Origin of the sequence: Saccharopolyspora erythraea (assembly GCF_018141105.1) — a bacterium.
Taxonomy (GTDB): Bacteria; Actinomycetota; Actinomycetes; order Mycobacteriales; family Pseudonocardiaceae; genus Saccharopolyspora_D; species Saccharopolyspora_D erythraea_A.
In genome coordinates this window covers 4,200,059-4,216,705 of the sequence record NZ_CP054839.1, presented here as the reverse complement: position 1 = coordinate 4,216,705, position 16,647 = coordinate 4,200,059, and the positions used below count along the sequence as shown (strand labels likewise).

Here is a 16,647-nt window from a genome sequence, read left to right as displayed (position 1 = left end):
GCGCGGCGAAACACACGCTACCGGCCACCCCGCAAAGCACGAGCCGATGGGTGACCTGCCCCACAAATCCCTGGCGCCGCTCGGACGCCGGTGCCCGCCAGTCCACAGTCGACCCGTTGCGACGCGGATTCAGCGTGCTCCAGCCATGATCGATGCGACAGCGGGCTCCGAGACCTCGGACGCCTGGACCCTCGACCGCCTCGCACACCTGACCAGCAGCAAGAGCAACACCACTCCCAGCAACAGGTACGGGTTGCCGACCAGGTGCTGTACCGGCGTCCAGGGCCCGCCGCTGGGCATCCACCGGAAGGACGCGGTCAGCACCGCCAACGCGGTGACCACCCCGGCGGCCAGCCACCCCGCGCTGCGTTCCCGGACGGCGCAGGCCAGCATCACCAGGATCGCCGGCACGCACCACACCCAGTGGTCGGACCAGGACGTCGGCGAGACCAGCAGCGCCACCAGCGCGTTGGCCACCACCGCCAGCGGCGGTTCGACCCGGGCGATGGCGTATGCGGCGAGCAGGACGACGACCACGCACAGCACCGCCCACACCGCGGTCCGCAACGAGTGCGGCAGCTCCGAACGCGCGAGCGCCCCGGCGATCGACTGGTTGGTGTGGAAGGCCGAACCGCTGACGCCGTTGGCCGGGCCGCTTCCGAACCAGTAGTCCAGCGAGGCCGGGAAGCTCAGCAGGAAGCCCAGCACGGTGCATCCTGCCGCGGTCACCACGCCCGTCACCGCTGCCCGGAAGTCCTTGCGGACCAGGAAGAACAGCAGGAACGCCGCCGGCGTCAGCTTGATCGCGGCGGCGATGCCGACCAGCAGCCCGCGCGGCCAGCGGGGAGCGCGCGCCAGGCAGTCCATCGCGGCCAGGCCCATCAGCGCGATGTTGATCTGGCCGAGGCCGAAGGAGGCGTAAACCGGCTCCAGGAACAACGTCCACGGCAGCAGCGCCGAGGCCACCGCCAGCGCGGCGCGACGGCCCAGGTGCGGCCAGGCGTGCCGGGCGACCAGGTACAACGCGGCACCGATCGCCGCCAGGTCGACCGCGTAGAGCGTGAACAGGCCCGCCACGTGCGGGAGCAGGGCCAGCGGTGCCAGCGGCAGCAGGGCGAACGGCGGGTACACCCAGGGAAGCAGCCTCTCGGCGCTGGTCATCGGCGCACCGTGCATGATGTCGCCGCCGGAGAGCCAGGTGTGCACCGCCCACCGGTACACCTGGTAGTCGATCCCGGCGTGCTCGTCGACGCCTGCGCGGCGCAACAGCACCATCACCGCCAGCGACAGCAGCACCGCGGGCACCGACAGCGCGATGACGGCGTTGGAGTGCCGGACGAGCTTCTCCTTCAGTCCGAACCGGTCGAGCACCGTCACCGCTGGACCGGACTCTGCTGGCACCGTGGCCATGGGGCCCTCTCGATCGTGCGGCCTCGTCCGCGATCGCTCGAGGTGATCGGTGACGATCTCCGACGCTGCACAACGCTCGGCCGCGGGGACTCAAACCCGTCGAAGAACCGCAAGACTCTAACCCACGGCCGCGCACGCGCGGGCGCGCCCCCGCGCGAAGCGGCGCGGAGATCGGAAAACAGGCCGGCCGACGCTCCTGCGCGGGCTGGGCCGCGGCACTCACGCTCCGCGGCGCGCGTGTCCCGAGTAGACCGTGGAACCGCCCTGATCAGCGCATTCGACGACTCGGCACCGCGCTCCACCGACACCGGCCGGATCATGGCGATCACCCCCCGCCGCCCCGCCGCGGCGGCTAAGCTGAAGGTCATCATCGGCGAGGAGCGGAACACCACGTGATCGAACGAGTGCTGCCCGAAGGCGCGACGTGGGTCGAAACGTTCGACGACCCGGCGGAGGCGACGCTGTTCCCCGAGGAGGAGGCCGCCATCGCCCGCGCCGTGGACAAGCGGCGCCGCGAGTTCACCACCGTCAGGCACTGCGCCCGGCGGGCGATGGCCGAGCTCGGCGTGCCGCCCGCGCCATTGCTGCCCGGAGAGCGCGGAGCGCCCCGGTGGCCGGCAGGCGTCGTCGGCAGCATGACGCACTGCGCGGGCTACCGCGCGGCGGTCGTCGGCCCGGCCGACAGCGTCGTGACCATCGGGATCGACGCCGAACCGCACGAGCCGCTGCCCGAGGGCGTGCTGGACGCCGTCTCGCTTCCCGAGGAGCGGGCACGCCTGCGCGAACTGTCCACACAGGACGGATCGGTGCACTGGGACCGGGTGCTGTTCAGCTGCAAGGAGTCGGTCTACAAGGCGTGGTTCCCGCTGACCGGGGCGTGGCTCGGCTTCGAGGAGGCCGACCTGACCTTCGACGCCGCGGGCGGCACTTTCCACGCCCGGCTGCTCAAGCCCGGAGGCCAGGCCGAGGGGCGCCCGCTCACCGAGTTCGCCGGGCGGTGGCTGGCCGCCGACGGGTTCGTGGCCAGCGCCATCGTGTGGCTGCGGGGCCGGTGACGCACACGCCGAACGGGCGGCCGCGTGGCGGCCGCCCGTCTCAGGGTCCGTACCTCAGGCTGCGCCGGCGGCCTTGAGCGCCGACGCGACGGACACGACCCGCTTGGCCTGCACCGCGGCGGCGGTGCGAGCGGTCTCGTCGACCTTGAACTGGCCCTGGCCGTCGACGTGGCTGGTGCCGTAGGGGTTGCCGTCGACGAACTTCGAGCCGTCGGTGAAGCCCGGCGCGACCAGGATGCCGCCGAAGTGGTGGATCGTGTTGTACAGCGCCAGCAGCGTGGACTCCTGACCGCCGTGCAGGGTCGCGCTGGAGGTGAAACCGCTGTAGACCTTGTCGGCGAGCTCCCCCTGCGCCCACTGGCCGCCCAGCGTGTCGAGGAACTGCTTGAGCTGCGAGGACACGTTGCCGAACCGGGTCGGCGACCCGAAGATCACCGCGTCGGCCCACACCACGTCGTCGGCCACGGCCTCCGGCACGCCCGCCGTGGCGTCGGCGTTGGCCCGCCACGCCGGGTTGGCGTCGATCGCCTCGTCGGGCGCGAGCTCCCGGACCTTGCGCAGGCGGACCTGCGCGCCGGCGGACTCGGCCTGCGCGGCGAGTTCGTTGGCGATCTCGGAGATGGTCCCCGTCGCCGAGTAGTAGATCACGCTGAGCTTGACCGGCTCACCCATAACCGCTGACTCCTTCGCATGGGACGGGTCGTCCCGGCCCGTTGTCGCAGTGCCGGAGGCGGTACCGCGGCACCGGTGCCGCTCCACCAACCGGCCTCTTCACTTGCAGTGCAGACACTACCGACGCAATATCTTCCACGCAAGCCATTTGCCCGCGAGTCACTTGCGGTAGACTCTCGTGGCAGCGCTGGAGCAGGGAGGAGCAGGCCGGTGAGCAGCGAGAACACCGCCCGGCAGGGGTCGGCGGTCGACCCGTGCACCGACGACGACGAGATCGTCACCTGGTGGGGCCTGGTGATCGAGGGCTACCACGTGACCCAGGCGAAGCTCGACGCCGAGCTCGCCGAGCGCTTCGAGCTGGCTCCCGCCTCGTTCGACATCCTCCTGCGGCTGGTCCGCTCCCCCGACTGCCGCATGCCCATGACCCGCCTGGCCCGCGAGGCCGCGCTGAGCAGCGGCGGGTTCACCAAGGTGGCCGACCGGCTGGCCGCGGCCGGCCTCATCCGCCGCGAACCGTGCCCGTCGGACCGCCGCGTCACCTACGCCACTCTCACCGACCACGGCCGGGACGTCGCCGACCAGGCCAGGCGGGCGGCGGCTCGGGTGCTGCGCCAGCGCGTGCTCGCTCCGCTGGGCGTGGAGCGCTCGGCGGATCTCGCCGACGTCATGCGGGTTCTGCGCGCGGCCAACGGCCGGGAGTGCTCCGGCTGACCACGCCGCGACGCGTTCGCCCGCGCCCCGCGACGGGACACGGGCGAACGCGCTGGGCCGCTGGTCGGAGCCGCCGAGCGACTGCTCACCGGACCCGTTCGCGCACCCACACCCCGGCCGGCTTGAGCGGATCGGTGCCGGTGTAGGGCCCGCTGTCGCAGGTCCCCTCCTCGAACACCGCGCCCGACCGGTGGTCGTCGGAGAAGTTCCAGTTGGTCCAGCTGATGTTCTTCTCCGCCATCAGGTCGAGATAGCGCTGCGCCATGCCGAAGTCGTCGCCGCCGTCACCGGAAGCCTCCTGGGTGCCGAACTCGGTGACGAACAGCGGGAGCCGGTCCGCCGCCCGCGACAGCGCGCGCAGGTACTCCTCGCCGTGGGACGCGGCGTAGAAGTGGAAGGTGTAGAGGATGTTGTCCGCGTCGACCGGGTTGTCGACGATCTCCTGCTCGTCGGCTCCGTCGGAGACTCCCAGCGACGACCACGCGCGGGTGCCGACCAGCACCACCGAGTCGGGGTCCTGCGCCCGGATCACCGGGATGACCTGCTCGGCGTAGCTCTTGATCGCGGACCACTCGACGCCGTTGGGCTCGTTGGCGATCTCGTAGAAGACGTTGGGCTTGTCGCGGTGGGTGCGGGCGACCTCGGCGAAGAACGTCTTGGCCCGCTCCAGGTTGTAGTTGGGGTCACCGGGATCGAGCATGTGCCAGTCGATGATCGCGTACATCCCCCGCTGCGTCGCGGCCTCGACGTACTGGTTCACCATCGCGGTGAAGCGTTCCGGGTCCTCCTCGTAGCCGCCTTCCTGGATATACATGGAGATCCGCAGCACGTCGGCCTGCCAGTCGTGGGCGAGCGCGTCCAGCGAATCGTTGTTGACGCACTGGCCGTACCACTGCAGGCCGTGCGTGCTCATGCCGCGCAGCTGCACCGGCGCGCCGCTGCTGCCGCACAAGGTGTTGCCGCACACCGAGAGCTTGCCGTTCGCCGCCACCGGGGTGGGCTCGGGCGCGGCAGGCGGCGAGGCATCGGCGACCGCGCCCACCGCGACCAGCATCGCGGCGAGAGCCGCCGCGCGAAGGGAGTTCTGCCATCTCATGAGCGTTCTCCTTGCCACGGCGGCGGAAAACAACAGGGAAGGAAGTTTCCGGTTGCGGGACCGTAGCGAGGTGCCCGAAAGATCGTCAAGGAATCCGGGGACGCAGCGGCACAACGGCGGTACCGGCCCCGCCGGACGGCGCAGTGCGGAGACCGGCTCCGGCCGCAGCGGCTCATGCGCGGCTTCGGGGCACGGCGGCCGGGCACGGCGACCGTGCACAGCGGCCCGGGCGCGACGGCAGGGCGCGGCGGGCCGCCGCTACCCCGTCATCGCGTCGACACCGGTGAGCGCGCGGCCGATGATCAGCTTCTGCACCTGGCTGGTGCCCTCGTAGAGGGTGAGCACCCGCGCGTCGCGCAGGTACTTGCCGACCGGGTACTCGTCGATGTAGCCGTAGCCGCCGAAGACCTGCAGCGCGTTGTTGGCCACCCGGACCGCGGTTTCGCTGGCGTGGTACTTGGCCATCGACGACGCAGTGGCCAGCTCCTCCCTCGGTACGCCTCGCTCGGCGAGCGCCGCGGCCCGCCAGGTCAGCAACCGCGCCGCCTCGACCTCCACTGCCGACTCGGCGAGCAGTTCCTGCACGAGCTGGTGCGCCGCGATCGGCTTGCCGAACTGGACGCGCTCCCCCGCGTAGCGCACCGCGGCGGTGAGCGCGGCCTGCGCCACGCCCACCGCTCCGGCAGCCACCGAGATGCGGCCCTTGGTCAGCGCACCGAGCGCGATGCCCAGGCCCTTGCCGGCAGTGCCCAGGCGGACGGAGTCGGGGACGCGCACGTCCTCGAGCACCAGCTCGGCGGTCGCCTGGCCGCGCAGACCGAGCTTGCCGTGCAAGGTGTTCGCGGTGAAACCCGCAGTCGCGGTCGGCACCAGGAACGCCGTGACCCCTTCCTCCGCCCGCGCGAACACCAGGGCCACCTCGGCCCAGGTGCCGTTGGTGATGAACATCTTCTGGCCGCTGAGCAGCCAGTCGTCACCGTCGCGGCGGGCGCGGGTGGCCAGCGAACCGGCGTCGGAGCCGGACTCGGGCTCGGTGAGCGCGAAGCACCCGATGGCCTGACCGCTGGTGAGCCGGGGCAGCCACCGCTGCTTCTGCTCCGGCGTGCCGTGCGTGGCGATCGACTTTGCCACCAGCCCCAACGACACCGACACGATCCCGCGCACCGACGAGTCCCCGCGGCCGAGCTCCTCGATGACCAGCGCGTAGCTGAGCATGTCGGCCTCGACGCCGCCGTACTCCTCGGGGATGGTCAGTCCGAGGAAGCCGAGCGCGCCGAGCTTCTCCACCACTTCGAGGTCGACCTCCTCGCGGCGGTCCCACTCGCGCGCGTGCGGCACGATCTCGGCGTCGACGAAGTTCGCGGCCATCTCGCGGAAAGCGGCCTGGGTGTCGTTGAGCTGGAGGTCCATCGGGTTCCTAGTCCTCACCGCCGCCGAGGACGTCGGCGGGCGTGGTGCCGGTTTCGGTCAGTGCGAGGCCGAGCTCGACGCGCTCGACCAGCCAGCGGCCCGGCCGGTAGCGCGGATCGCCGGTTTCGGCGTGCATGTTGCGCAGGATCGCCAGGATCCGCTCGCGCCCGGCGTGCTCGCCCCACTCCAGCGGTCCGCGCGGGTAGCCGAGCCCCAGGCGCACCGCGGTGTCGATGTCGGCGGGGCGGCCGATGCGCTGTTCGGCGATGCCGCAGGCCGTGTTGACGATCGAGGCCAGCAGCCGCTGCGCGATCGTGGCGGGTGCGTCGGCGGCCACCGTGACCGGCAGTCCGGTGGCCGACAGCGCGACGTGGGCGGAGGCGGCGGCAGCGGTGTCGGCGGCCGGGTGCACGGCGAGCACGAGCCGGGAGGCGAAGTCGCCGAGCGGGTCGACGCCGAACACCCGCTGCACGGGAAGCCCTCGGCTGCGCGCGACCTGGGCGGCGCTCCGGCCGTACGGGGTCACCAGCAGGACCGCGTCCTCCGACGGTTCCTCCTCGACCACGACACCCGCCTCCCGCAGCAGGGAGACCAGCCGGTCCCGGCTCTCCGGCTCGGTGTCGTCGACCCACACGGGCCTGCGCGGGGCGTCGGGAGCGGCTGGCTCGGGCGCCTCCTGCTTGACGCCGTCGACGTAGCGGTAGAAGCCCTCGCCGGTCTTGCGCCCGAGCAGCCCGGCCTCCAGCCGGGACCTGGTGATCCCGGACGGACGCAGCCGCGGGTCGCCGTAGAAACCGGACCAGATGCTCTCCAGCACCGGGTGCGAGACGTCCAGGCCGGTGAGGTCGAGCAGTTCGAACGGCCCCATCCGCAGGCCGAGCACGTCGCGGGCGATGCGGTCCACATCGGACGGTGCCACCGCGGACTCCGACATGATCTGCAGCGCTTCGGTGGCCAGGCCGCGTCCGGCGTGGTTGACCAGGAAGCCCGGGGTGTCGGCGGCCAGCACGGGCTGATGCCCGAGTCGGCGCACCAGCTCCACCAGGCCGGCCGGCAGGTCCTGGCGGGTGCGGGCGCCGGGGATCACCTCGACCAGCTTCATCAGCGGCACCGGGTTGAAGAAGTGCAGACCGATGAACCGGGACGGGTCGGCCAGCGCGGCCCCGATCGCGGTCACCGACAGCGAGCTGGTGTTGGTGGCCAGCACCGCGTGCGGCGGGCAGATCTTCTCCAGTCCGGCGAAGAGCTCGCGCTTGGTGTCCAGGTCCTCCCGGACCGCCTCGACGACCAGGTCGCAGGAGTCGGCAGGCGCCAGCGGGTCGCCGACCGGCCGCAGCCGCGCGGTCGCGGCGCCGGCCTCCTCGGCGCTCATCCGGCCCTTGGTCACCAGCTTGCCGAACATCTCACCGACGTGGTCGACCGCCGCCGACACCGCCTCCCGGCGGGCGTCGGCCAGTTCGACGGTCAGCCCGGCCGCCGCGGCGAGCTGCGCGATGCCACGCCCCATCACGCCGGTGCCGATCACCCGGACCACGTTGACCTGCTGTGCCCACTGCCCCATCGCAGCATCTCCTCCAGAAACCGTCGTAGGACCCGCTCGGCGGGCCGGTGACCGCGTACCGGCCGGTGGCCCTCAGCGTAGATAGACCCGCCGCGGGTCGATCTCCTCCCGCAGCAACCGGAGCTCGCGGTCAGTGGGCGGCTTCGTGGTCGTCAGCTCGGCGTCGACCTCCAGCGGCCAGCCGGTTGCCTCGCGGACCTTGTCGGCGTCGACGCCCGGGTGCACCGCGACGAGCCGAAGCTCGTCCTCGGGGCTCTCCCGCCGCAGCAGTCCGAGTCCGGTGATCACCGTGGTCACGCCCCGCCCGCGCACCGGTGCGTCCGGCACGGCCGCCCGCGCTCGCGCGGGTCCCGGGCTGGTGCAGAAGTCGAGCTCGTCGACGAAGGAGCGCCGGTCGTGCCTTCTCATCACGACGAACACCTCGCGGGAGCCGGCCATCACCTCGGCCGCGCCGCCCGAGCCGGGTAGCCGGGCCTTCGGCCGCTCCCACTCGCCGATGACCGTGCTGTTGAGGTTGCCCCACCGGTCGACCTGGGCGGCGCCGAGGAAACCGACGTCGACGTGGCCGCCCTGGAGCACGAAACCGAACAGCGCCGACATGCTCAGCACCGACTCCGCCCCCGAGACCAGGAACGAGTCGCCGATGGACTCCGGCAACCGCTGCGGGTGCGCCCCGTACACGCCGGACTCGTAGACCAGGCCGACGTCGGGTGCGACGGTGCGCTGGGCCAGCGCGACCGCCAGCGTCGGCAGGCCGATGCCCGCGAACACCCGGCGCTTGCCCGCCAGCTCCCGCGCGCTGAGCACGCTGAGCAGTTCGGTGGTGGTGTACTCGGCGTCAGTCACGTGCGGCTCCGTAGTCGACCGGTGCGGACAGCGCGGATCTCGGCGTCAGGTCGTCCCAGTGCTGCTCGCCGAGCTTGGCCAGGTACTCGGAGTGGTCGGCGAGGTCGTACACCCACTCGTCGAGCCACTGCCGCAACCGCTCCGGGTCGCGGCTGATGTCCGGCCACGCGCGGTAGAAGGCCCCGTCGCGCTCGTAGTAGCCCTGGACGTAGGAGGGGTGCGCGCCGCGCGGGCACTCCACGACCGCGTCGACGACGAACTCCGGTATCAGCGTGCGGTTCGGGTCGGAGCGGATCACCTCCGGCGCCACGACCTCCTCGACGACCACGATCACCTTGCGAGCGGCGAAGGCCACCTCCTGCTGACCGCCGAGCATGCCCCAAACCTGGGTGTTGCCCGCGGCGTCGGCGCGCTGCGCGTGCAGGATCGCCACGTCCGGGTTCAGCGGCGGGACCGCGTGGACCGTCGTCCCGTCGTCGAACGGGGAGCGGACCGTCCGGATGTTGGGGTTGACCCGCGGCAGGTCGCTGCCCGCGTAGGAGCGCAGGGGGTAGAACGGCAGCCCCTGCGCCCCGGCCAGGTAGCGGCCGAGCAGCCCGTAGTGGCTGTACTCCTCGAACTCCAGCGGTTCCGGGTCGGCGTCCTCGACGCGCCTGCGCAGCTCGTGCAGCGATCCGACAGCGCTGTTGCCGACGAAGGAGGAGATGAGCTTGCGGGCGACCCCGGCGGCCAGCATCTGGTCGAAGACGATGTCGGCGGTCATGCGGACCAGCGTCAGGTCCCGCCTGCCCTGGCGGATGATCTCGTGCCCGGCCGCCACCGGGATCAGGTGCGTGAAGCCCTCCAAAGCCACCACGTCCCCGTCGCGCACGTGCGCCGAGACGGCCTCGCGCATCGTGGCGGTGCGGTCCTCGCCCACCGTGACCTCCCTCGGTTCGGGTGGATCCAACCAACCACGCCGCGGCGAGAGCGTCCAATACTGAATTCAGACGCCAGTAAGATGGAATGCCGAACAATCGAGGAGGTGCGCCGTGGAGTTCCGCCACCTGGCCGGGTTCGTCGCCGTCGCCGAGGAGCTGCACTTCGGGCGCGCCGCCGCGCGCCTGCACATCGCGCAGCCGCCGCTGAGCCAGCAGATCCGCCAGCTCGAACACGAGCTCGGGGTGCAGCTGTTCGAGCGCAACACCCGCTCGGTGCGGCTGACCTCCGCGGGGCAGGCGATGCTCGACCCCGCCCGGCAGGTGCTCGCCGACCTCGATGTCGCGACCCGGGCCGCGCAGGCAGGCGGGCGCGGCGAGATCGGGCGGGTCAGCATCGGCTTCGCCGGGGCGAGCAGCCACGAGACGCTGCCCCGGCTGACCCGCGCGGTCCGGGCGAGGCACCCCGGCATCGAGCTGGTGCTGCGCGGCCAGACCTACTCCGGCGAGGCGCTCAACAAGGTCGCCGAGGGCGAGCTCGACCTGGGATTCGTGCGGTTGCCGGTGCGCCGCGACGGAGTCGCGGTGCGGCTGGTCGAGCACGAGCACCTGGTCGCGGCGCTGCCCGCCGAGCACCGGCTCGCCGGACGAAGCGAGATCGACCTCCCCGACCTGGCCGACGAGCCGTTCGTGACCTTCCCCGGCACCCGCGGCTCAGCCGTCCGCGACGCCCTCGTGCACGCCTGCGTCACCGCGGGGTTCCACCCGCGGATCGTGCAGGAGGCGCCGGACTCCTACACGATCCTCGCGCTGGTCGGCGCAGGCGTGGGGGTGACGCTGACGGTGTCGTCGGTGCAGCACATCCGGACCGAGGGCATGGTCTACCGCCCGCTGGCGGGCCCCTCGCGGCCGATGTCGCTGGCCCTGGCGTGGCGGCGCGACAACCCGTCGGCCGCGCTGCGGTGCGTGCTCGCGGTCTCCGAGGAAGCCATGCCGACGCCGGAGTGATCCAGCCGGGCACAGCCGACTCCAGCGTGAGCAGACCCGGAAGCGATTATGTCGATCCGTGTCTTGCTGCGCGCCTGATTTGGTATTGGACGGTATCGCGCGCGGCGTGTCAGGGTGGCCGCTACCGCAGCCCGTGAGCCCGATCACGCCCTGCGGCCTCCGCTCGCTTCCCAGGACGACGCAGTCCTGCCCACGAGGAGCCCGTCCATGAGCCAAGCCGTACCCGACACCAGAGTGGCGCGCCGAGCCGGTATCGCCTCGTTCACCGGCACGACCATCGAGTGGTACGACTTCTACATCTACAGCAGCGCCTCCGCGCTGGTGCTGAACAAGGTCTTCTTCCCCACCGTCGACCCGGCCGCGGGCACGCTGGCCGCCTTCGCCACCTTCTGGGTCGGCTTCCTGGCCCGCCCGGTCGGCGGTGTGCTGTTCGGTCACCTCGGCGACCGGATCGGCCGCAAGAAGACGCTGATCACCACCCTGCTGCTGATGGGCGGCGCGACCACGTGCGTCGGGCTGCTGCCCACCTACGCCACGATCGGCGTCGCCGCGCCAGTGCTGCTGGTGGTCCTGCGCATGCTGCAGGGCGTGGCCATGGGCGGCGAGTGGGGCGGAGCGGTGCTGATCGCCTCCGAGCACGCGCCGAAGGGCAAGAAGATCCTCTACGGGGCATTCGCCCAGCAGGGCTCCCCGGCGGGCAACGTGCTGGCGACCCTGTCGTTCCTGCTGGTCGCCCAGCTTCCCGACGAGGCGTTCTCCACCTGGGGCTGGCGGATCCCGTTCCTGGCCTCCGCGCTGCTGGTGGTGGTCAGCCTGGTGATCCGGCTCAGTGTCGAGGAGTCGCCGGAGATGCGCAGGCTGATGGAGTCCAGGACGGTGGCCAAGCTTCCCATCCGGGACGTGCTGCGCAGCTCGCCGCTGGTCATCGCGCTCGGCGTGGGCGCGTGCACCATCGCGGTGTCGGCCACCTACTTCAAGTCGACCTTCGCGCTGTCGTGGGCGGTGTCGGACCTGGGCTTCCAGCGCTCGACGTTCCTCACCGTCATCCTGGTCGCCGGCATCGCCCAGCTGATCTTCCAGCCGCTGGGCGCCGTGCTGGCAACGCGCTGGGACCTGCGGCGCGCGGTCACGGTGCTGCTGGTGCCCGAGCTGGTGCTGATGCCGGCGATGTTCTGGCTGATCAGCACCGGGTCGCTGGGGCTGTCGATGCTCGGCATGGCGGTGGCGACCCTGCCGCACGCGATGTACTACGCGGCGCTCGCGGGCATCCTGGCCCAGTCATTTCCCGCGAACGTGCGCTACACCGGAATCTCGCTGTGCTACCAGCTGTGCACGACGCTGTTCGCCGGTACCGCGCCTATGCTGGGCCAGTACCTCATGAACATCAGCGGGTCCATCGTGTCGGTGGTGTTCCTGGCGGTGGCCCACGTGCTGTTGACTCTGTTCTGCGTGCTCGCCCTGCTGCGGCGCGCACCGTCCACCGAGGGCGAGCCCGTGGCCGAACGGCCCGTGGTCGCCCGGTCCGCCTGACCCGACTGCAAGTGAGGAGCAGCAATGCGCGACGCGGTCATCTGTGAACCGCTGCGAACCCCGATCGGCGGCTTCGGCGGGGTGTTCAAGACCGTGCCCGCGGCCGAGCTGGCCGCCACGGTGATCACCGCCCTGCTGGAACGCACCGGGCTCCCGGGCTCCGCGGTCGACGAGGTGATCCTCGGCCACTGCTACCCGAGCTCGGACGCACCCGCGATCGGCCGGGTTGCCGCGCTCGACGCGGGCCTGCCGGTCGAGGTCGGCGGCACCCAGATCGACCGCCGTTGCGGCTCGGGTTTGCAGGCGGTGCTCGACGCGGCGATGCAGATCCAGACCGGGGTCAGCGACGTGGTGCTCGCGGGCGGCGCCGAGAGCATGAGCAGCGCGCCCTTCTACACCACCGAGGCGCGGTGGGGCATCCGCGGCGCGGGTCTGCAGCTGCACGACTCGCTGGCGCGCGGCCGGGTCACCGCGGGCGGCGTCAACCACCCGGTGCCGGGCGGCATGCTGGAGACCGCCGAGAACCTGCGTCGCGAGTACGGCATCTCCCGGCAGGAGCAGGACGAGCTGGCGGTCCGCTCGCAGCAGCGCACCGCCGAGGCGGTCTCGGCCGGGCTGTTCGAGGAGGAGATCGTGCCGGTGACGGTGCGCTCCCGCAAGGGAGACACCGTGGTCACCGCCGACGAGCACCCGCGCCCGGACACCACGCTGGACAAGCTGGCCGCGCTGAAGCCGGTGCTGGGCAAGTCCGATCCGGACGCCACCGTGACCGCCGGCAACGCCAGCGGCCAGAACGACGCGGCGGCCGCGTGCATCGTGACCACGTCCGAGAAGGCCGCCGAACTCGGCCTGCGTCCGCTGGTGCGCCTGGTGTCCTGGGCCCGGGCTGGCGTGCCACCGCGCGCGATGGGCATCGGTCCGGTGCCCGCGACCGCCAAGGCGCTGGAGCGCGCCGGCCTGGGGCTCTCCGACATCGACCTCATCGAGCTCAACGAGGCGTTCGCCGCGCAGGTGCTGGCCTGCACCCGGGAGTGGGAGCTCAAGCCCTCCGACCTCGACCGGCTCAACGTCAACGGATCGGGCATCTCGCTGGGGCACCCGGTCGGCGCCACCGGCGGACGCATCCTGGCGACGCTGTCGCGGGAGATGCGGCGCAGGCAGGCCCGCTACGGCCTGGAGACGATGTGCATCGGTGGCGGCCAGGGTCTGGCGGCGGTCTTCGAGCGGATCTGACCCCGGCGGACCGGGCCCGCGCGGTCGGCGCGAGCCCGGTCCGTCCGGTCAGGACGCGCCCTGCGCGCTGGGGTGCGCGCCGATCTCGTCCAGCTCGCGTCCCTTGGTCTCCGGCGCCGCGACGGCCATCCACAGCGAGGCCAGCAGCAGGAGAACGCCGATCACCGCGAAGGTCATCGGCAGCCCGAGGTGCGGCCACAGCAGCGAACCGAAGATCAGCGGCACGAACCCGGCACCGATGCGGCTGACCGTCGAGGCCCAGCCGAACCCGCTGGCGCGCAGCCCCGTCGGGTACAGCTCCGAGACGTAGGCGTAGAGCGCCGGGATCGTCAGCTCGATGAGGAAGCCGAACGCGGTGATCCACGCCTTGGCCGCGAAGTCGATGTCGAGCTGGTAGGCGAACAGCACCAGCGACAGCGCCGCCAGCGGGCCGCTGGCCCCGATCACCCACTTGCGCCCGATCACGTCGACCAGCCACGCCGACACCAGCACCCCGACGATGCCGATGGCGGTCATCAGCGTGGTGACCATGAACGCCGCGTAGTTGCCGTAGCCCTGGCTGATCAGGATGCTCGGCAGCCAGGTCAGCGCGCCGTAGTAGACCAGGAAGACGGTCAGGAACAGCGCCCACGACGCCGAGGTGATACCCGCGCTGAACCGCCACAGGTCGCGCAGCTGCCCGCCGAGCGCCCGAGGTGAGAGCCTCGCCTTGGGCGCCGGTTCGGGCAGCGCCCACGGTTCGGCGGGCGCGCCGGTGCGCCGCACCAGCGCGTCGATCACCGCTCTGGCCTCCTCCCCGCGTCCCTTGCGGACCAGGTACATCGGCGACTCCGGCACCGAACGGCGCACCCAGAACAGCAGCAGCGCGGGCAGCACCATGACCAGCAGCAGCACCCGCCAGCTTCCGGTGGCCACGATCAGCCCGGCCGAGACCACGCCGCACAGCGTCGCCCCGATCGGCCACCACACGTCCATCGCGGTCAGCACCTTGCCGCGCACCTTGGCCGGGGTGAACTCGCCGACCAGCGCGTAGTCCACCGGGATGCAGCCGCCGAGGCCCACTCCGGCCAGGAACCGGAACACGCAGAAGGTGACGAAGTCCGGCGAGGCCGCACCGGCCACCGAGAACAGCGAGAACATCAGCAGGGTGAGGCTGAACGCGCGCCGGCGGCCGATGGTGTCGGCGATCCAGCCCCACACGATCGCGCCGACCGCCATGCCGATCAGGTTCGAGGTGCCCACCCAGCCGCGCGCGCCGGGCGAGAGGCCCCATTCGGCTCCGACGAGCGGGATGAGGAACCCGTTGAGGGCCACGTCCCACGCGTCGAACATGAACCCGAGGCCGCCGATCACGAAGATCATGCCCTGGGTGTTCCACTTCCACGGCAGTTCCTGGACGACCTGGTCTCCGGTCTTCATGGGAAATCCAATCGGTCTGGGCCGGCAGTGCGGACCTCAGAGGTCCATGATCGCCTTGCGCTGCCCGCCGTCGAGCGGGATGTGCGCGCCGTTGAGGTAGCTCGCCCGCGGCGAGGCGACGAAGGTCACCACGTCGGCGACCTCGTCCGGTTCGCAGATGCGGCCCAGCGGCAGCGACGCCAGCGCCAGCTCGTGCGCCCGGTCGCCGGAGACCTGCTTGTCGCGGGCGAACGCCGCTTCCAGACCCGCCCACCGGTCGGTGTTGACCGGCCCGGGGTTGACGGTGTTGCAGCGAATGCCCATCGGTCCGTACTGCTCGGCCACCGACGAGGCGAAGTTGATGTCGGCGGCGTTGGCCGCGCCCGCGGTCATCTCCCAGTAGGACGGCTTGAGGCCGTCGTTGCCGACCACCAGCACGATCGACCCCTCACCGCGCTCGCGCATGTGGCCGATCACCGCGCGCACCGTGCGCACGTAGCCGAGGAACTTCAGCTGCATGCTGCCCAGCCACTGCTCCTCGGTCAGCTCCTCCAGCAGCCCGCCCGGGGACGAACCCGCGCAGGTCACCACGATGTCGATCTTGCCGAAGCGGTCGATGGCCGCCTGCACGCACCGCTCGACCTCGGCGGTGACGCTCATGTCCCCGGCCAGCCCCAGCGCCTCGCCGCCACCGGCGGCGGTGATCTCCTTGGCCGCGCGCAGGATCTCGGCCTCGGTGCGCGAGACGACCACCACGTCGCAGCCCTCCGCGGCGAGCCGCTCCGCGGTGGCGCGGCCGATGCCCTTGCTGGCGCCGGTGACCAACGCGGTCTTGCCGTCGAGCTTCAGATCCATTGCGGACTCTCCCTTGTCGCGTCGGGGCTCACTTCGCGCCCGTGGTGGATGTGCTCAGCGAACGCGGATCCCTGCCGGGCCAGCGGTCGTTGCCGACCTGGGCCAGGAAGCGCTCGACGTGGATGTTGAACAGCTCGGGTTCCTCGAGGTTGGTGACGTGGCCGGTCTTGGGCAGCACCAGCAGGCCCGCCCGCGGCATGGTGCGTTTGAGCATGAGGTCGGTCTCCAGCACGCCCTCGTCCTCGTCACCGGCGACGATCAGGGCCGGAACCTGGCAGCCGGCCAGCTCGCCGCGCAGCGCGTACAGCGAGGGACGCGCCTTCTGCACCGCGCGCATCGTCAGCGCTGCACCCACCGGGTCGTGCTCGGCGAGCACGGCCACGTGTTCGGCGTGCCCGCGCGGGTCCTTGGTCTCGAACTGCACGCGGGCCGGGCCGTAGCCGTACCACTGGGCCAAATCGGCCGATCCCTCGGTCTCGAAGGCGGCCGCGACCTTCTCCGACTCGGCGCGGAACCTGTCCTGGGCGTCGGGATGCGCGCCGTAACCGCACCCGGCCACCACCATGGAGCGGGCCCGGGACGGATAGCGCAGTCCGAAGTGGAGGGCGCAGAACCCGCCCATCGAGTTGCCGACGACGTGGGCGGACTCCGCGCCGATGGCGTCGAGCACCGCGGCCAGGTCGTCGACCGCCCGGTACTGGCCGTACGCGGCGGGATCGCCCGGCACGTCCGACGGCGGGAAGCCCCGCGCCGCGTAGACCACGCAGCGGTAGGAGCGGGAGAAGTGCCTGATCTGCGGCTCCCAGGAGCGGTGGTCGCCCGCGAACTCGTGGACGAACACCAGCGGGACACCGCTGCCCGCCTCCTCGTAGTACAGGCGCACTCCGTCGTCGGTCGTGGCGTGGGGCATCCGGGCCTCCGTTTCCAGAACTCGTCTCGCGGCCG

Annotated in this window: 16 protein-coding genes; 6 read left to right on the top strand and 10 right to left on the bottom strand. The window is 71.7% G+C overall.

The window, feature by feature from the left end:
* Positions 1-129 precede the first annotated feature (129 nt).
* Positions 130-1,401, bottom strand: a complete 1,272-nt coding sequence (locus HUO13_RS18935) for a glycosyltransferase family 87 protein (protein ID WP_432757754.1) — start codon at positions 1,399-1,401, stop codon at positions 130-132.
* Positions 1,402-1,647: 246 nt separating this feature from the next.
* Here HUO13_RS18935 and HUO13_RS18930 point away from each other — a divergent pair, with 246 nt between their 5' ends.
* Together HUO13_RS18930 and HUO13_RS18925 are read left to right on the top strand one after the other, a co-directional pair.
* Positions 1,648-1,806 carry a hypothetical protein gene (locus HUO13_RS18930; protein WP_211896469.1) on the top strand — a complete coding sequence of 53 codons (159 nt, stop codon included), beginning with the start codon at positions 1,648-1,650 and terminating at the stop codon, positions 1,804-1,806.
* Positions 1,803-2,465, top strand: a complete 663-nt coding sequence (locus HUO13_RS18925; RefSeq protein WP_211896468.1) for a 4'-phosphopantetheinyl transferase family protein — start codon at positions 1,803-1,805, stop codon at positions 2,463-2,465. Before HUO13_RS18930 ends, HUO13_RS18925 begins: the two co-directional genes overlap by 4 nt.
* A 54-nt stretch (positions 2,466-2,519) precedes the next feature.
* Here the strand turns inward: HUO13_RS18925 and wrbA are convergent, their stop codons facing one another.
* On the bottom strand, positions 2,520-3,137 hold the full coding sequence (wrbA, locus tag HUO13_RS18920; protein ID WP_211896467.1) for an NAD(P)H:quinone oxidoreductase: 618 nt from the start codon (positions 3,135-3,137) through the stop codon (positions 2,520-2,522).
* Positions 3,138-3,347: 210 nt separating this feature from the next.
* On the opposite strand from wrbA, the gene HUO13_RS18915 reads away from it, so the two are divergent.
* Positions 3,348-3,848, top strand: a complete 501-nt coding sequence (locus HUO13_RS18915) for a MarR family winged helix-turn-helix transcriptional regulator (RefSeq protein ID WP_211896466.1) — start codon at positions 3,348-3,350, stop codon at positions 3,846-3,848.
* Between the two features lie 85 nt (positions 3,849-3,933).
* On the opposite strand, the gene HUO13_RS18910 is transcribed toward HUO13_RS18915, so the two are convergent.
* The 5 genes from HUO13_RS18910 to HUO13_RS18890 all read right to left on the bottom strand — a co-directional run bounded on the left by HUO13_RS18910 (position 3,934) and on the right by HUO13_RS18890 (position 9,680).
* A complete protein-coding gene (locus HUO13_RS18910; RefSeq protein ID WP_211896465.1) occupies positions 3,934-4,944 on the bottom strand; it encodes a glycoside hydrolase family 5 protein in 1,011 nt (336 codons plus the stop codon).
* 258 nt (positions 4,945-5,202) lie between these two features.
* Positions 5,203-6,354 carry an acyl-CoA dehydrogenase family protein gene (locus HUO13_RS18905; RefSeq protein WP_211896464.1) on the bottom strand — a complete coding sequence of 384 codons (1,152 nt, stop codon included), beginning with the start codon at positions 6,352-6,354 and terminating at the stop codon, positions 5,203-5,205.
* Between the two features lie 7 nt (positions 6,355-6,361).
* Positions 6,362-7,915, bottom strand: coding sequence for a 3-hydroxyacyl-CoA dehydrogenase (locus tag HUO13_RS18900; RefSeq protein WP_211896463.1), 1,554 nt, complete (start codon positions 7,913-7,915; stop codon positions 6,362-6,364).
* Between the two features lie 72 nt (positions 7,916-7,987).
* On the bottom strand, positions 7,988-8,761 hold the full coding sequence (locus HUO13_RS18895) for a CoA-transferase subunit beta (RefSeq protein ID WP_211896462.1): 774 nt from the start codon (positions 8,759-8,761) through the stop codon (positions 7,988-7,990).
* Positions 8,754-9,680 carry a CoA transferase subunit A gene (locus tag HUO13_RS18890; RefSeq protein ID WP_249123856.1) on the bottom strand — a complete coding sequence of 309 codons (927 nt, stop codon included), beginning with the start codon at positions 9,678-9,680 and terminating at the stop codon, positions 8,754-8,756. Before HUO13_RS18890 ends, HUO13_RS18895 begins: the two co-directional genes overlap by 8 nt.
* A gap of 112 nt (positions 9,681-9,792) precedes the next feature.
* Between HUO13_RS18890 and HUO13_RS18885 the strand changes: the two genes are divergently transcribed.
* From HUO13_RS18885 to HUO13_RS18875, 3 genes are all read left to right on the top strand, one after another.
* Positions 9,793-10,686: a LysR family transcriptional regulator gene (locus tag HUO13_RS18885; RefSeq protein ID WP_211896461.1), complete on the top strand. Its 894-nt coding sequence runs from the start codon at positions 9,793-9,795 to the stop codon at positions 10,684-10,686.
* Between the two features lie 207 nt (positions 10,687-10,893).
* Entirely contained in the window at positions 10,894-12,216 is a 1,323-nt protein-coding gene (locus HUO13_RS18880) for an MFS transporter (protein ID WP_211896460.1), read from the top strand.
* A gap of 24 nt (positions 12,217-12,240) precedes the next feature.
* Positions 12,241-13,449, top strand: a complete 1,209-nt coding sequence (locus HUO13_RS18875) for an acetyl-CoA C-acetyltransferase (protein WP_211896459.1) — start codon at positions 12,241-12,243, stop codon at positions 13,447-13,449.
* A gap of 48 nt (positions 13,450-13,497) precedes the next feature.
* Here the strand turns inward: HUO13_RS18875 and HUO13_RS18870 are convergent, their stop codons facing one another.
* Genes HUO13_RS18870 through HUO13_RS18860 form a run of 3 tightly spaced genes read right to left on the bottom strand, consistent with a single transcriptional unit; the run spans position 13,498 to position 16,612 of the window.
* Positions 13,498-14,868: an MFS transporter gene (locus HUO13_RS18870; RefSeq protein ID WP_211896458.1), complete on the bottom strand. Its 1,371-nt coding sequence runs from the start codon at positions 14,866-14,868 to the stop codon at positions 13,498-13,500.
* Between the two features lie 36 nt (positions 14,869-14,904).
* Positions 14,905-15,702, bottom strand: a complete 798-nt coding sequence (locus tag HUO13_RS18865; protein WP_211896457.1) for an SDR family NAD(P)-dependent oxidoreductase — start codon at positions 15,700-15,702, stop codon at positions 14,905-14,907.
* Positions 15,703-15,730: 28 nt separating this feature from the next.
* Positions 15,731-16,612, bottom strand: a complete 882-nt coding sequence (locus tag HUO13_RS18860) for an alpha/beta fold hydrolase (protein WP_211896456.1) — start codon at positions 16,610-16,612, stop codon at positions 15,731-15,733.
* Positions 16,613-16,647 lie beyond the last annotated feature (35 nt).

Excerpts from the sequence above, each read along its gene's own strand:
- wrbA (WP_211896467.1), bottom strand. The coding sequence starts at position 3,137 with ATGGGTGAGCCGGTCAAGCTCAGCGTGATCTACTACTCGGCGACGGGG.
- HUO13_RS18910 (WP_211896465.1), bottom strand. The coding sequence starts at position 4,944 with ATGAGATGGCAGAACTCCCTTCGCGCGGCGGCTCTCGCCGCGATGCTG.
- HUO13_RS18905 (WP_211896464.1), bottom strand. The coding sequence starts at position 6,354 with ATGGACCTCCAGCTCAACGACACCCAGGCCGCTTTCCGCGAGATGGCC.
- HUO13_RS18900 (WP_211896463.1), bottom strand. The coding sequence starts at position 7,915 with ATGGGGCAGTGGGCACAGCAGGTCAACGTGGTCCGGGTGATCGGCACC.
- HUO13_RS18880 (WP_211896460.1), top strand. The coding sequence starts at position 10,894 with ATGAGCCAAGCCGTACCCGACACCAGAGTGGCGCGCCGAGCCGGTATC.
- HUO13_RS18875 (WP_211896459.1), top strand. The coding sequence starts at position 12,241 with ATGCGCGACGCGGTCATCTGTGAACCGCTGCGAACCCCGATCGGCGGC.
- HUO13_RS18870 (WP_211896458.1), bottom strand. The coding sequence starts at position 14,868 with ATGAAGACCGGAGACCAGGTCGTCCAGGAACTGCCGTGGAAGTGGAAC.
- HUO13_RS18865 (WP_211896457.1), bottom strand. The coding sequence starts at position 15,702 with ATGGATCTGAAGCTCGACGGCAAGACCGCGTTGGTCACCGGCGCCAGC.
- HUO13_RS18860 (WP_211896456.1), bottom strand. The coding sequence starts at position 16,612 with ATGCCCCACGCCACGACCGACGACGGAGTGCGCCTGTACTACGAGGAG.